The sequence below is a fragment of the Cupriavidus sp. 05T42 genome, assembly GCF_056396345.1.
On sequence record NZ_JBFTLH010000013.1, the window covers coordinates 40033 to 54749 of the forward strand.

The following is a 14717-nucleotide window of genomic DNA, read 5'->3' on the forward strand; positions in this document are numbered from 1 at the left end:
CCGTCAAAAATGCGTGAATCCGTGAGGGAAGTATGGGCAGCGGCGCGCACGTTTTGTAGCTGCAAGATCGACGAAAGCGCCCCATAATCGGACGTATCGACGATCCATCCTGACGAAACGTCACCCCGAGCGAACACCATGGCAGACCTCGACCAGACCGACCGGCACCTGCTGTCCCTGCTGCAGGGCAACGCGCGCGAGAGCGCAGCCAATCTCGCCCGCGTGCTGGGCATCGCCCGGACCACAGTGGTGGCGCGCATCGCCCGGCTCGAAAAGTCCGGCGTGATCGCCGGCTTTGGCGTGCGGCTGGGCGGGCGGATGGAGGACAACGCGATCCTGGCCTTCTGCGGCCTGTCCGTGCAGCCGAAGGCCGCGCCCACGGTCGTCCGGGCGCTGCAGCGCTTTCCGGAGATCGAGGAACTGAACTCGGTCAGCGGCCCGGTGGACTACATGGCCGTGATCCGCTGCGATACCCACGCCCGCCTCGACAAACTGCTAGACGAGATCGGCATGCTCGATGGGGTGAATCACACCACCACGTCGATCGTGCTGGCGCGCAAGATCGACCGCCGGCGCGCGGCCGGATAGCGCGCTATGCTTGGGCGCTTTGGTCAGGCGCTTTGGCCAACATTAAGGAGATGACGATGAGCGATCGGATTCGCGTTGCCGTGGGMGGCGTCACCGGCTGGGCCGGCGGCGAACTGGCGCGCGGCGTGGCGCACGCGCCGGACATGACGCTGGTGGCCGGCCTCTCGCGCGGCGCCGCCGGGCAGCCGCTGGCGCAGGTGACCGGCCATGCGGACACCCCCGGCGTGGCCGCCGCCAGCATCGAGGCGCTGGGCGCCACGCCCTACGACGTCTACGTCGAATACACCAAGCCGAACATCGCCAAGCACAACATCCTGCAGGCGCTGGCGCATGGCGCGCACGTGGTGGTGGGCACGTCCGGGCTGACCGACGACGACTACGCCGAGATCGACGCCGCCGCGCGGCAGGCCGACCGTGGCGTGCTCGCCTGCGGCAATTTCGCGATCACGGTGGTGCTGTTGCAGAAGTTCGCCGAGCTGGCGGCGCGCCACCTCGACCACTGGGAAATCATCGACTACGCCAAGGCGGGCAAGGTCGATGTGCCGTCCGGCACGGTGCGCGAACTGGCCTTCCGGCTCGGCGAGATCAAGGCCGCCACGCAGGTCGTGCCGGTGGATCAGGTCAACGGGCCGAAGGAAACGCGCGGCGCGACGATGTCCGGCTCGCAGGTCCATGCCGTGCGGCTGCCCGGGTACCAGTTGGGCGTCGAAGTGATCTTCGGCGCGGACGGCCAGCGCCTGCACCTCAAGCACGAGGCGGGCGATGGCTCGAAGCCGTATGTGTCCGGCGCGCTGCTGGCCATCCGCAAGGTGCGCGGCCTGCGCGGGCTGGTGCGGGGGCTGGATAAGGTGATGGAAGGGCTGTAGGCACCGGGGAAGGCCGGCGCGAATTGGATGCGCCGCCCCTCTCCCCCGGCCCCTCTCCCGCAAGCGGGCGAGGGGAGCAAACCGGCGGTGTTCCTCCCCTCTCCCTTTGGGAGAGGGGTCGGGGGAGAGGGCGAGCGCCCGCTACCCGACTACACCCCAATCACCAGGAACCCGGATTCACCGGCTTGGCCGGCTCCTTCTTCGACTTCTCTGACTTTTCCGCCTTCTTCGCAGCCGGCGCCGAAGCCGGCGGGGCGAGCGCCTTGTCCACCTCGGCATCGCGGTTCGCCATCAACGCACGCGCCTGCGGCAGCATCAGCTCGATGGTGCCCTCGTTCGGATTCTCGGGAATCGCGTACAGCTCCACGGTGAGCGGGCGACGCATCCAGCCGGCGTGGATCGCCTTCACGGGCTTGCCGGCCTTGTCCTTCATGTCTTCCTGTTCCTGCCGGAACGGCTTGCCATAGCGCGCGGTCAGCGACTGGACCGCGGCGTCCTGCGAGCGGATGCCGTCGGTCGGCACGATTACGCCGACCAGCGCGTTGCCATCGACGAACGCCACCAGGCGCGCACCATCCATGAACGCGGGACGCTTGTCGCGCGGCACGCCCACCTGGCGCATCACGCCGTCGCCGCGCAATTCCACGCAGAACGCGGTCACGTCGCGGCCATCGGGGGTGCGATGGTCGGCGCAATCGGGCAGTGTGGGCAGCGGATTGCCGATCTCCAGCACGTGGAGCATCGGCGCCAGCAAGTCATTGGCGGACGGCGTGGCGGATGTGGACGGAGCGGCGGGGGCGGCGGGGGTGGCGGCAGGCTGCGACGCGGCGGCCTTCGGTGCGGCATGGGCGGCCGTGGCCGCCAGCAGGGCGGCGGCGGCCAGCCCGGCGAGGGAAACTCTCAAAACTGACTCCTGAAATCGGCTCCGCATTGGAGCCCACCCCGTGGCAGGGGTTCCAGCCGCGACCTTACCACGGCGCGCAAGAGCGCTTAATAACGCACTTAATAGAGCACTTGTTTCAGGTAATGGCAGCCGACCAGGGCGATGCCGATGACCACGGCCCAGAGCATCAGGCGCGGCACGATGCTCGGCGGCAGTTGCGTCGACGGCGTGCGCTGGACCAGCGGCGTGCGCATGCGGGAATTGGTTTGCAGCCCGCGCGTGTGCCAGATCGCCGTGTCGGCGCCCAGATCCTGCACGATCGGACGATGTGTGGCGGTCGATGTCGTCGGCTTGGTGGCCGGGCGCGTGCCGGCCGGTCGTTGCGATCCCATTCCAGCTCCCCCTCAGAAGATTCCCGACGCATCGCGGTGTGCCGCCGGTACACAGCGCGGCCGGGAAGTCTGCTGCTGCCGGTCCGCGCGCGGCACATGGTATGCCATCGCCAGCCCCCACGCCACAACGGCCAAGGGGGGCGATGCGAAACTGAGACACCCCCGCGGAAACGCGCCCGCCAGGAGGTCAGCCCGGGGCGGCCTTGCGGCCGATCGCCATGGCCTCGCGCCGGAACGCGTGACCCATGTGGTGATAGAACGGATGCGGGTTGAACTGGCGCGACAGGAACKACGCCAGCAGCGACGACGCCAGCAGGAACAGCGTCAGGTCCTGCGTCCGGGTCATCTCCATGACGATCACGCTGGCGGTGATCGGCGCCTGCGTGGCGGCGGCCAGGAAGGCGGCCATCGACACCAGCGCCAGCACGCGCGGCTCGGTCATGCCCGAGAGGAAGTGCGACACGGTCTCCCCGATGCCCGCCCCGATGGCCAGCGCCGGCGTGAAGATCCCGCCCGGAATGCCGGCGAAGTACGACACCACCGTGGCCCCCAGCTTGGCCAGCCCGAACCACAGCGTGTGGTGGGATTCGCCATTGATCAGCGCGGACGCCTGCTCGTAGCCAGTGCCGAAAGTAGCGCCGGCCGTGGCCCAGCCTAGCGCCGCCACCACCAGCCCGCAGCCGAATGCCACCCAGATGGGATGGTCGACCACCCACGCGCGCCAGCGCGACGGCGTGAGCCCCGGCACGCCCGCAATCAACACCTTGGCGAACAGCCCGCCGAACACGCCGTTGACCACGGCGCAGAGCAGCACCGGGCCCCAGGCGTCGTGGAGCACCAGCATTGGCACCTTCACGTTGAAATACGGGTTGTTGCCGAGCACGGCCAGCGACAGGAACCCGGCCGTCAGCACGCCGGACAGCACCAGGCGGTCCCAGCGCACGGCGGTACCGCGTCCGAGTTCCTCGATGGCGAACACCACACCGGCCAGCGGGGTATTGAACGCGGCGGCCAGCCCGCCCGCCGCGCCGGCGGCGATCAGCGCATTGGGATGAAAGCCGATCCGGAAGCGGAACTTGTCCTGGCACCAGCGGCCCCAGGCCAGCATCGCCGCCGCGCCGACCTGCACCGATGGGCCTTCGCGGCCCACCGAGGCGCCGGCCATCAGCGCGCCAGTGGTCAGCAGCACCTTCCACATCGACTGGCGGAACGACACCAGCACGCCCTGCGCCACCCCATCGGGCGGCAGCGTGACGGCGGCAATCACCTGCGGAATGCCGCTGCCGCGCGCCTGCGGGGCGAGGCGGATGGTCAGCCAGCGCAGCGCGGCCAGCCCGAACGGCAGCAGCACGAACGCCAGCCACGGCGTKGCCGTGGTCACCTGCGCGTTCCAGCGCAACGCCAGTTCGGCGATATAGGCGAAGACGATGGAGAACAGCGCGACGCAGCCGGCGCCGCACATAAACACGCCGTAGCGCAGCGACGTGCGCGAGATGCGGCTGACCTGGCGGGTCTTGCGCCGAGCCGCGTGGCGGGCCTGCAGGTGCAGCGCGCGCAGGCGGCCGGTCTCGGCGGCGGCGCGGGAATCGGCGGGCGGGGGGGACGTCGGGGAATCTGACGAGGGAGGCGAAGCGGACGAAGGTGGCGATGCAGGCGAATCGGACGAAGCGGACGGATCTGGCGGCTCGGCGGAATCGGTGATGGCGGGGGCGGTGAGGATCGAAACGTCCCCGTACTATACGCCCCCACCCTCCCCCAAGCTGCCCCCGATCGCCCCGTTGGCTCAGTCCAGGCTGATGTGGTTKGCCCGGATGACCTTGCCCCAGTTGTCGCGGTCGGCGGCCACGTAGCGGTCGATCTCGGCCTGCGTGCGCGGCGCCTGCACGACCAGCCCCAGCGCGCCGAAGGTGCTGCGGAACTGCGGATCGACCAGCACGCGCGCGGCGGCGGCCTGGAGCCGGGCCACGGCCTCGGGCGGGGTCTGCGCCGGCACGGCGAGCCCGAACCACGTGGCGGCGTGGAAGCCCGGATAGCCGCTTTCGGCCACCGTCGGCACGTTGGGCAGCACGTCCAGTCGCGCGTTGCTGGTCACGGCCAGCGCCTTGAGCTTGCCAGCCTTGATATGGGGCAGCGAGGTGCTGACCACATCGACCATCAACTGGGTGTCATTGGCCAGCAGCGCCGACAACGCCGGCGCGCTGCCGTTGTAAGGCACGTGGGTCATGTCAATGCCCAGCTCGGACTTCAGCATCTCGGTGGCCAGCTGCAGCGGGTTGCCGAGCCCCACGGACGAGTAGTTGAGCTTGCCGCCGGCCGCCTTGGCGTAGGCCGCGAAGTCCCGGATATTGGCCGCCGGCACCTGCGTGTTGGTGACGACTACCAGCGGCACCTCGATGCCGATKGCGATGACCTTGAAGTCCTTCGGGTCATAGCCGGTCTTCTTGTACAGCATGGGATTGAGCACCATGCTCGCGCTGGTCCCCATCAGCATGGTGTAGCCGTCCGGCTGCGCGCGCGCCACGCTCTGCGTGCCCACCATGGTGTTGGCGCCGGGGCGGTTCTCCACCACCACGGGCTGCTTCAGGTCGCGCGCCATGCCTTCGGCCAGCGCCCGGCCGAACTGGTCCGTGGAGCCGCCCGGGGTGTAGGGCACCACCAGCTTGACCGGCCGCTCGGGCCAGGCCGCCAAGGTCGCCGGTGCGTGGCCGATGGCCAGCGCAAGGCCGAACGCCCCCGCCGCCAGTTGGGCGAATGTGCGATGCATGGTTGTCTCCTGTTTGTATTTATATAGAGGGCGGGTGCGCCGGGCCGGGGTTCAGACCCGCCGCTGGCGCCCCGCCCAGTGCTGGTCGCGCAGCCGGCGCTTGGCCAGCTTGCCGGTCTCGTCGCGCGGCAGGCGCGCGGTGATTTCGATGGTCCGGGGCACCTTGAAGCCCGACAGCCGCGCCTTGAGCCAGTCGATCACGGCCGCCGGCACGATCTCCGCGCCCGGCATCGGCTCGATCACGCCGTGGAGCCGCTCGCCGTATTCGTCGTCCGGCACGCCGAACACCACGCAGTCGGCCACGCCCGGATAGCGCACCAGTTCATGCTCGATCTCGGCCGGGTAGATGTTCACGCCGCCCGAGATCACCATGTCCGAGGCGCGGTCGCAGATGAACAGGTAGCCATCGGCATCGAGGTAGCCGAGGTCGCCCAGCGTGACCCGGCCTTCTCGGTCGATGGCCCGGCGCGCGGCGTCGTTGTTCAGGTAGGTGAAGTCCGGGTAGGCCGGCTGGCGCACGTAGACCAGGCCGGTTTCGCCGGGCGCGCACGGCTGGCCGGCTTCGTCGAGGATGCGCACGCTGGCGGCATCGACAGGCCGGCCCGCCGTGCCGGGCCGCTGCGCGGCGTCCTCGGGCGTGGCGACGGTAATCATGCCGGCCTCGCTCGACGCATAGGTCTCGTGGATCACCGGCCCGAACCATTCGATCATCGCCCGCTTGACCTCGGGCGAGCACGGCGAGCCGGTAGATGCCACGAAGCGGATCGACGACAGGTCGTAGCGCGCGCGCACCTCGGCCGGCAGCTTCAGCAGCCGCACGTACATGATCGGCACGAGGTAGAGCACGTCGATGCGGTGTTCCTCCACCAGCGCCAGCACCTGCTCGGCGTCKAAGCGCGGCGTCAGCACCAGCCGCTCGGCCATCTGCAGGGCGTTCTGGATGAACACGCCCGGCGCGCTGTGATAGAGCGGCGCGGACATCAGCGCGCGGCAGCCGGGCACCACGCCGATGGCCTTGGCCACCACCGAGCGCATGCGGGTGAGCTGGTCGTCGAGTTGGTCCAGCGGCACGGCTTCGCGCAACACGCCCTTGGGGCGGCCGGTGGTGCCGGAGGTGTAGGCCAGATGGCCGCGCGGGGCCACACGCGGGCCGTCGTACGGGGTCTGGCTGGCAAGCCAGGGTTCGTATTCGATGGCGTCAGCGGAGGTGCCGGGATGCGTGCCACCCACCGCCAGCACGGCCACCCCGGCGGGGATCACCGCGTTGAGGGCAGGCAGCAGGTCCGCATGGGCGATCAGCACGCGCGCGCCGCTGTCTTCGAGCAGGAAGCGCACTTCCTCGGCCGTGAAGTGCCAGTTGATCGGGCAGTAATAGGTGCCGGCGGTACGACACGCAAAGATCACATCGGCGAAGACCGGGTCGTTGCGCAGCAGCACGGCCACCACGTCGCCCTCCTGCAAACCCAGCCGTCGCAAGCCGCCCGCGAGGTGCGTGCCGCGTGCCAGTACCTCCGTGCCGGGTCGGTGCAGCGATTCGAACCAAAGGTCTGCGGGCATGCGGTCTCCATCTCAACATTCGACAAGCGGTCCATCGTAAAGCCCATCCCTGAGATCGACAATCCGGTAGTTCGGAATCACAATGTTGCGCCAGACTTTACAATCTTTCAGACACCTCGCATGGACCTCAACCTGATTCAGGCCTTCGTCGATATCGTGGAAGCCGGCAACCTCGCCGAGGCGGGCCGGCGGCGCGGCGTCACGCGCTCGCAGATCAGCCGGCAGCTCGGGCAGCTCGAGGATCAGGCCGGCACGCAACTGCTGCGGCGAACCACGCGGCGGCTGGAGATGACGGACTCGGGCCAGTCCCTCTACGAGCACGGCCTGCGCATCCTGCAGGAGGTGGCGGCGGCGCAGGCCGAGATCGACAGCCTGGGCAAGACCCTGCGCGGCCATGTGCGGGTCAGCGTGCCCACCGGGCTGGGGGACGCCTTTATCGCCCCGCTGCTGCTGCAGTTTGCCGAGCGGCACCCGGGCATCTCGCTGCGCGTGTTCTTCGCCAACCGCGTGACGGACCTGATTGCCGCCGAGATCGACGTGGCACTGCGCGTGACCTCCGAGCCGCCGCTGGACACCGTGGCGCGCGAGGTCTGCGCCATCCGCTGGCAGTTGTGCGCCTCGCCGGGCTACCTCGCTCAGGTGCCGCCCGTGCGGGAGCCGGCCGATCTCGCCGCATGCCGATTTCTCTGTCCGCCCTACACAACCAGACGATTCTCATTGACCTTGGGCCGCGATAGCTGCAATGGGCCGGAACGATGTAGCGTCGAGATCACCCCCTACCTGCAGTCGGAACACTTTCCTTTCCTGATCCGGGCCGTGCGCGAGGGCCATGGCATCAGCCTGCTGCCGGTCTACGCCGGCTGGGAGGATGTGCGGCGCGGCTCACTGGTGCCGGTGCTGCCAGACTGGAAGCCCGAAGGACTGGGCAATCGGCTCTACATCATCACCACGCCGAATCCGCATCCGTCGATGGCCACGCGGGCGCTGATTTCGTTCCTGCGGGAGGCGGTGGCCGGGCTCGACGTCTTCCGCACATCCTAGAAAACGGGCTGGCGAACTTTCAATTTGCAAGCTATTCTCTCCTCAACTTGCAGATCAAAAGTAAAAGAGGAGACATGGCCCCCACCGATTTTTCCAACATGCCCTGCCCCGTGGCGCGCTCGATGGCGATGCTCGGCGAGCGCTGGGCGATCCTGCTGATGCGCGAGGCCTACTACGGCAGCACGCGCTTCGACGAATTCGAACGGCACCTCGGCATTGCGCCGAACATTCTCAGCGCGCGGCTCAAGACGCTGGTCAGCCATGGCCTGCTGGAGAAGTCACCGGCGCCGGGCGGCGGCGCGCGCCATATCTATACGCTGACCCAGATGGGCCGCGACTTCTTCCCCGTGTACGTGTCGCTCAAGCAGTGGGCGGAGCGCTGGCTGGCCGATGAGAAAGGGCCGCCGACGATCTTCGAGGACAAGCGCGACGGCGGCGAGATCGTCGCCGGCGGCCTGACCCGGCCCGATGGCAGCACGATCACCGCGGACGACCTGCGCGTGCGGCCCGGCCCCGGCGCGGGCCGCTACATCCGCGCGCGCTTCGGCGAAGGGGAAGCCAGCGTCGAAGCCGGCGCCGGCACCGAGGCCATCGACCATGAATAAGCCCGATGCCCTCACCCTCGGCGCGAGCGCCCAGGCCCCTGCCGACCCCGTTCCCGCCTCCGAACTCGCCCGCCGCATCGCCGTGCTGGCCGCGCCGACCAGCCTGGTGGCCTTCCTCCAGGCCGGCGCGCAGTTGATCGAAACCTGGCTGGCCGCGCGCCAGGGCACCGCCTCGCTGGCCGGCTGGGCCGTGGTACTGCCCTTTGCGCTGCTGCTCCAGCAGATGTCCGCCGGCGCGATGGGCGGCGGCGTGGTGTCCGCCATCGCCCGCGCGCTCGGGGCCGGCAAGCGCGAGGACGCCTCGTCGCTGGTCATGCACGCGGTGATCATCGCCGTGGTGGCCGGCCTGGCCTTCGCCGTGGCGCTGGCCGGCTTCCCGCATGCCGTGTTCGGCGCCGTGGCCGGCCCCACCGCCGCCGAGGCCGCCGCGACCTACGCGATCTGGCTGTTCGGCGTGGGGGCGATTCCCGCCTGGCTGACCAACACGCTGGCCTCGGTGCTGCGCGGCGGCGGGCGCCACGCGCTGGCCGCGCGCGTGCTGTGCGTGATGTGGATCGTGTTCCCGGTGCTGTCGTGGTATTTCGCCGAGCGTATGGGCATGGGTCTCGCCGGCATCGGCGCGGCGCTGGCGGCGGTGTCCTGGGCGGCCTCGCTCGCCATGGCCTGGGTGGTGATGCGCGGGGGCGCCGGCTTTGTGCCGACGCTGCGCGTGCGGCCCTCGGGCGCGCTGTTCCATCGCATCCTGTCGGTCGGGCTGGTGGCGTGCGCGCTGGCCTCGGTGGCCAACCTGACGACCATCCTCGTCACCGCGCAGCTGCGCCACTACGGCACCTCGGTGGTGGCCGCGTATGGCATTTCGGCGCGCCTGGAATTCCTGATGATTCCGCTCGCGTTCGGCGTGGGCTCGGCGCTGACCGCGCTGGTCGGCCGTGCCGTAGGCGCCGGGGACTGGCATACCGCGCGCCGCACGGCGTGGGTGGGCGCGCTGATCGCACTGGTCATCGCGGGGGCCGTGGGCGCCGCCGTGGGACTGGCGCCGATGTCGTTCGCGTCGCTGTTCACCGACGATGTCGAAGTCCGCGAGATTGCCGCGCGGGCGCTGTCCTGGGTGGGGCCGGCCTTCGGCGGCTTCGGGCTGGGCATGGCGCTCTACTTCGCCTCGCTGGGCGCCGGGCGGATGCGCGGCCCCATCGCCGCCGGGCTGTGCCGCATCGCGCTGGCGGCCGGTGGCGGCTGGCTGCTCGCCAATGTGGCGGGGATGGGCATCGACGGCCATTTCCTCGGCGTGGCGCTCGGCATCACGGCCTACGGGCTGGTGACGGCACTGGGCGTGCGGCGCGGCGAGTGGTCGCCGCGCTGAGGGAAGGGACTTCTATTTAGCGGGAGGGGGCGGAGGCGGCACAGTAGCGCGGGCGTCGCCGGTCAGGCCGGCGTCCCGCACATCGCTCGGGATGGCGGGCCAGCCGCCACCAAGCGCCTTGTACAGCGAGGCGGTGCCGGTCAGGACATCGACCTGCCCCTGGATCGCCGCCAACTGCACCGTGAACAGCTTCTCCTGGGCGTCCGTCACTTCGAGATAGCTGGAATAGCCGCCCTCGTAGCGCGCGCTGGACTGGTCCGCGTAGATCAGCAGGCTCTGCTCCTGCCGGCGCAGGCTGCCGAGCCGGTTACGGGTCTCGATGCCGTTGGACAGCTGGTTGTTCACATCGGCCAGCGCATTGAGCACGCTGAACTGATAGCCGAGCATGGCCTGGTCGCGCACCGCTTCGGCCGTATTCACCTGCCCCCGGATCGCCCCACCCTGGAACACCGGCTGGGCGAGGTTGGCGCCAAACCCCCAGATCTGCGAGGCGCTCTGCCACAGGCCCGCCGGCGAGGTGGCCAGCGCGCCGAAGAACCCCGACAAATTGACCGACGGCAGGAACAGCGCCAGCGCGGCGCCCACCTGCGCGTTGGCGGCCACGGCGGTTTGCTCGGCCTGCAGGACGTCCGGCCGGCGCGCCAGCAGCGCGGCAGGCAGGTCGGCGCCGATGGCCGGCGCCGTCAACTCGTTCACCGGCTTGCCGCGCTCCACCGGCCCCGGCTCGCGGCCCAGCAGCACGGACAACGCGTTCTCGGTCTGGGCGATCGACGTGCGCAGCGGCGGGATGGTCGCCTCGGTCGAATAGAAGTCGTTCTCGGCCTGGGACAACTCCACCTGCGAGATCACGCCGCCCTGATAGCGTTGCTGGAAGATGTCGAGTGCGCGGCCGCGTGCGTCGAGCGTGGCGCGCGCCACCTCGAGCTGCGCATCGAGCCCGCGCAGCGTGGCGTAGCCCTGCACCACCGAGGCCGCCAGCGCCAGCACCACGCCGCGCCGGGTGTACTCGGCATTCCACAGGCTGGCTTCGGCCGACTCGGCCTGCCGGCGGATGCGGCCCCAGAGGTCGATCTCCCAGCTGGCGTTCAGCAGCGCCTCGTAGCTGTTGCGCGGGCCGCCCAGCGCCGCGAACGGCGTGCCGTTGAACGAGCCGCTTTTCTGCCGCGCCGCCGAGGCGGTGGCGTTCAGCTGCGGATAGAAGCCCGAGCGCGCCACCATCAGCTGGCCCCGGAATTCGTCGATGCGGGCCGCCGCGATGCGCGCGTCGTAGTTGCTGCGCAGCGCCGCCTCGACCATCGCGGTCAGCACCGGGTCGTTGAAGCTGTTCCACCAGTCGCTGTCGGCGGCCACGGTCAGCACGCCGCTGTCGATCCGGTAGTTGGGCGGCTCGGCCGCCTCCGGCCGCGCGTAGTCCGGGCCGATGGCGCAGCCGCCCAGGATCGCCAGACAGGCGGCCGACATCGCAGTGCTACGCAGTACGGCATTCATGATGGMTCCCCGGCGCTCGGTGAAGGATGCGAAGTGGATGGCGCCGCGACCTTGCGCGGGCGGCGCGCCGCCCACTTGTCGGCGGCCGTGCCCACCAGCCACGAGAACAGCGGCACGAACAGCAGCGCGAGCGAAGTGGCCGCGATCATCCCGCCGATGATGCCGGTGCCGATGGAATGCCGCGAATTCGACCCCGCCCCCGAGGCGATGAACAGCGGCACCGCGCCAAGAATGAAGGCGAGCGAGGTCATCACGATCGGCCGCAGCCGCAGCTTGGCGGCCTCCACGGCGGCATCGGCGTGGGAAAGCCCTTCCTTGTGCTTCATCACCGCGAATTCCACGATCAGGATGGCGTTCTTCGCCGCCAGCCCGATCAGCGTCACCATGCCGATCTGGAAGTACACGTCGTTCGACAAGCCCCGCAACAGGATCGCCATCAGGGCGCCGAAGATGCCGAACGGCACGGCGGTCAGGATCGACAGCGGCAAGGACCACGACTCGTACTGTGCCGCCAGGATCAGGAACACCATGACGATGCCGAACACGAAGACGATGGTGGTGGTATTGCCGGATTTCTTCTGCTCGAAGGCCTCGCCGCTCCAGGCGAAGCTGTAGCCGGCGGGCAGCACCTCCCGCGCCACCGCCTCCATGGCCGCCAGCGCCTGGCCCGAACTGTGGCCGGGCGCGGCATCGCCGGTGATCTTGGCCGYCGGGAAGTTGTTGAAGCGCGAGAGCAGGTCCGGCCCGCTGGAGTAGTAGGTCTTCAGCAGCCCGGAGACTGGCGCCATCTTGCCGTCCCGCCCACGCACGTACAGGTATTCGAGATTCGTCGGCGTGGCCCGGTACTGCGGCTCGGCCTGCAGGATCACCTGCCAGACGCGGCTGTACTGCGTGAACTGGCTGACGTAGAGCGAGCCGAATTGCGTCTGCAGCGTGCCGTAGACATCGGCAATCGGCACGCCCATGGTCTCGGCCTTTTCCTTGTCCACCTCCACCCGCATCTGGCGCGAGGCCGACTGGATCGTGCTGGTCAACCGGCCCAGTTCCTTGTGCGCGGCCGCTGCCTGGATGAAGCGGCGCGTCACGCCTTCCAGCTCGGCCGTGTTGCCGGTGCCCCGGTTCTGGATCCAGAACTCGAAGCCGCCCTGCGAGCCCAGCCCGGGAATCGACGGCGGATTGACCGGAATGATCACCGCCTCGGGAATCGCGCGCAGCTTGGGCGTCATCTCGGCCAGCATCGCCGGCACGCCCAGATCGGCGGAACCGCGATCCTTGAAGCTCTTCATGCCGACGAACACCGTGCCGGCGTTGGTCTTGTACTGGCTGTCGATGAAGCTGTAGCCGGTCAGCGCGGAGGCATCCTCCACGGCCGGGTGCTTGCGGAACATCTCGGCCACCTGCGAGGTGACCTTTTCGCTGCGGTCCAGGCTCGCGGAGTCCGGCATGATCACCGCCACGAGGATGTAGCCCTGGTCCTCGGACGGCACGAAGGCCGTGGGGATGTGCGCGAACAGCTGCCACGTAGCCAGCAGCATCGCCCCGAAGATCGCCAGCGCGACCACCGCGCGCCGCATGATCGTGCGCACCCAGCCGCCGTAGTGGTGCACCAGGCGGTCGAACCGCTCGTTGAACCAGACGAAGCCGCGCCACGGCGTGTGGTGCCCTGGCTTCAGGATCAGCGCCGCCAGCGCCGGCGAGAGCGTGAGCGCGCAGAAGCCCGAGATGACCACCGAGATGACGATGGTCAGCGCGAACTGCCGGTAGAGCTGGCCGGTCGTGCCCGAGACGAAGGCCACCGGGATGAACACCGCCGAGAGCACCAGCACGATGGCGATGACCGGCCCGGTGACCTCCTCCATCGCCCGCAGGGTGGCCTCGCGCGGGGAGAGCTTGAACTCGGCCATGTTCCGCTCGACGTTCTCCACCACCACGATGGCGTCATCCACCACGATGCCGATGGCCAGCACCAGCGCGAACAGCGTCAGCAGGTTGATCGAGAAGCCCAGCGCCAGCAGGCCGGCAAAGGTGCCGATGATCGACACGAACACGGCCAGCACCGGGATCACCGTCGCCCGGATGTTCTGTAGGAAGATGAAGACCACCAGCACGACCAGGATCACGGCCTCGACCAGCGTATGGACCACTTCCTCGATGGAGGCGCTGACGAACTCGGTGGTGTCCAGCGAGACCTTGTACGCCACGCCGGCCGGGAAGGTCTTGGCCATCTCGTCGAGCGTCTTGCGCACGTCGTTGGCCACCTGGAGCGCGTTGGAGCCGGGCTGCTGGTAGACCGCGATGATCGTCGCCGGCTTGCCGTTCAGGGCCGAGCGCAGCATGTACTGCTGCTGGCCGATCTCGGCGCGGCCCACGTCCCGCAGCCGCACGATGGCGGCGCCCGTGGCATCGGCGCGCAGGATGATGTTCTCGAACTGCTCGGGCGTGGTCAGCCGGCCCGGTGTCACCAGCGGGAACGACAGCTCCACCGGGTTGGCGTTCGGCGACTGGCCGACGCTGCCGGCGCCGAACTGCTCGTTCTGGCTCTGCACCGCGTTCTGCACGTCCTTGCTGGTGATGCCGAGCGCCGCCATGCGGTCCGGCCGCAGCCAGATGCGCATGGCGAGGTCCGCCGAGCCCATGATCTGCGCCTGGTTGGCGCCGTTGACGCGCTTGATGGCGTCCAGCACGTACAGGTTCGCGTAGTTGTTGATGTACTGCTGGTCGAAGCGGCCATCCGGCGAATAGATCCCGATCAGCAGCAGGAAGCTGGTGGAGCGCTTCTCCACGTTGATGCCGGTCTTCTGCACCGCCTCGGGCAGCTGCGGCAGCGCCAGGTTCACCCGGTTCTGCACCTGCACCTGGGCGGTGTCCGGGTCGGTGCCGATGTCGAAGTAGACGTTGAGCGTCATCGAGCCGGTGGGCGATGACGTGGACTGCATGTAGATCATGTTGTCCGCACCGTTCACCTGGGTCTCGATGGGCGCGGCCACGGTCTGGGCGACGGTGTCCGAGTCGGCGCCCGCATAGGTGGCGCTGACCGTGACCTGGGGCGGGGTGATGTCCGGGTACTGGGCGATCGGCAGCGCGAACATCGCCACGCCGCCGCCGATGACGATGATCATCGACATCACCACCGCGAAGATCGGCCGCTTGACGCAGAAGGCGGAAATCATGGG

12 protein-coding genes are annotated in these 14717 nt (G+C 69.2%); 5 read left to right on the plus strand and 7 right to left on the minus strand.

Features of this window, described 5'->3' with window-relative positions:
* Positions 1 to 138: 138 nt before the first annotated feature.
* Positions 139 to 588 carry an Lrp/AsnC family transcriptional regulator gene (locus AC1EJR_RS18040; RefSeq protein WP_092299110.1) on the plus strand — a complete coding sequence of 150 codons (450 nt, stop codon included), beginning with the start codon at positions 139 to 141 and terminating at the stop codon, positions 586 to 588.
* A 56-nt stretch (positions 589 to 644) separates the two neighbouring features.
* The gene (dapB, locus tag AC1EJR_RS18045) at positions 645 to 1454 is read left to right on the plus strand and encodes a 4-hydroxy-tetrahydrodipicolinate reductase (protein WP_092299113.1); all 810 of its coding nucleotides are present in this window, start codon (positions 645 to 647) and stop codon (positions 1452 to 1454) included.
* Between the two features lie 160 nt (positions 1455 to 1614).
* Here the strand turns inward: dapB and AC1EJR_RS18050 are convergent, their stop codons facing one another.
* The 5 genes from AC1EJR_RS18050 to AC1EJR_RS18070 all read right to left on the minus strand — a co-directional run bounded on the left by AC1EJR_RS18050 (position 1615) and on the right by AC1EJR_RS18070 (position 7050).
* Positions 1615 to 2358 carry a hypothetical protein gene (locus AC1EJR_RS18050; protein ID WP_454757363.1) on the minus strand — a complete coding sequence of 248 codons (744 nt, stop codon included), beginning with the start codon at positions 2356 to 2358 and terminating at the stop codon, positions 1615 to 1617.
* A 98-nt stretch (positions 2359 to 2456) separates the two neighbouring features.
* Positions 2457 to 2729, minus strand: a complete 273-nt coding sequence (locus AC1EJR_RS18055) for a hypothetical protein (RefSeq protein WP_092299119.1) — start codon at positions 2727 to 2729, stop codon at positions 2457 to 2459.
* A 187-nt stretch (positions 2730 to 2916) separates the two neighbouring features.
* Positions 2917 to 4287 (minus strand): chloride channel protein, encoded by a 1371-nt coding sequence (locus tag AC1EJR_RS18060; RefSeq protein ID WP_477147375.1) that lies wholly within the window; start codon positions 4285 to 4287, stop codon positions 2917 to 2919.
* 225 nt (positions 4288 to 4512) lie between these two features.
* Positions 4513 to 5493, minus strand: coding sequence for a Bug family tripartite tricarboxylate transporter substrate binding protein (locus AC1EJR_RS18065; protein WP_441593375.1), 981 nt, complete (start codon positions 5491 to 5493; stop codon positions 4513 to 4515).
* A gap of 51 nt (positions 5494 to 5544) precedes the next feature.
* Positions 5545 to 7050 carry an acyl-CoA synthetase gene (locus AC1EJR_RS18070; protein WP_477147347.1) on the minus strand — a complete coding sequence of 502 codons (1506 nt, stop codon included), beginning with the start codon at positions 7048 to 7050 and terminating at the stop codon, positions 5545 to 5547.
* A gap of 120 nt (positions 7051 to 7170) precedes the next feature.
* Between AC1EJR_RS18070 and AC1EJR_RS18075 the strand changes: the two genes are divergently transcribed.
* From AC1EJR_RS18075 to AC1EJR_RS18085, 3 genes are all read left to right on the plus strand, one after another.
* Positions 7171 to 8091: a LysR family transcriptional regulator gene (locus AC1EJR_RS18075; RefSeq protein WP_092299131.1), complete on the plus strand. Its 921-nt coding sequence runs from the start codon at positions 7171 to 7173 to the stop codon at positions 8089 to 8091.
* Positions 8092 to 8165: 74 nt separating this feature from the next.
* Positions 8166 to 8696 carry a winged helix-turn-helix transcriptional regulator gene (locus tag AC1EJR_RS18080; RefSeq protein ID WP_441593377.1) on the plus strand — a complete coding sequence of 177 codons (531 nt, stop codon included), beginning with the start codon at positions 8166 to 8168 and terminating at the stop codon, positions 8694 to 8696.
* Positions 8689 to 10056 (plus strand): MATE family efflux transporter, encoded by a 1368-nt coding sequence (locus tag AC1EJR_RS18085; protein WP_441593378.1) that lies wholly within the window; start codon positions 8689 to 8691, stop codon positions 10054 to 10056. Before AC1EJR_RS18080 ends, AC1EJR_RS18085 begins: the two co-directional genes overlap by 8 nt.
* Positions 10057 to 10068: 12 nt before the next feature.
* Here the strand turns inward: AC1EJR_RS18085 and AC1EJR_RS18090 are convergent, their stop codons facing one another.
* Both AC1EJR_RS18090 and AC1EJR_RS18095 read right to left on the minus strand, forming a co-directional pair.
* Complete coding sequence (locus AC1EJR_RS18090) at positions 10069 to 11544, minus strand: efflux transporter outer membrane subunit (protein ID WP_092299463.1); 1476 nt, start codon at positions 11542 to 11544, stop codon at positions 10069 to 10071.
* On the minus strand, positions 11541 to 14714 hold the full coding sequence (locus tag AC1EJR_RS18095; protein ID WP_477147348.1) for an efflux RND transporter permease subunit: 3174 nt from the start codon (positions 14712 to 14714) through the stop codon (positions 11541 to 11543). The genes AC1EJR_RS18090 and AC1EJR_RS18095 overlap by 4 nt, the downstream gene beginning before the upstream one ends.
* Positions 14715 to 14717: the final 3 nt, after the last annotated feature.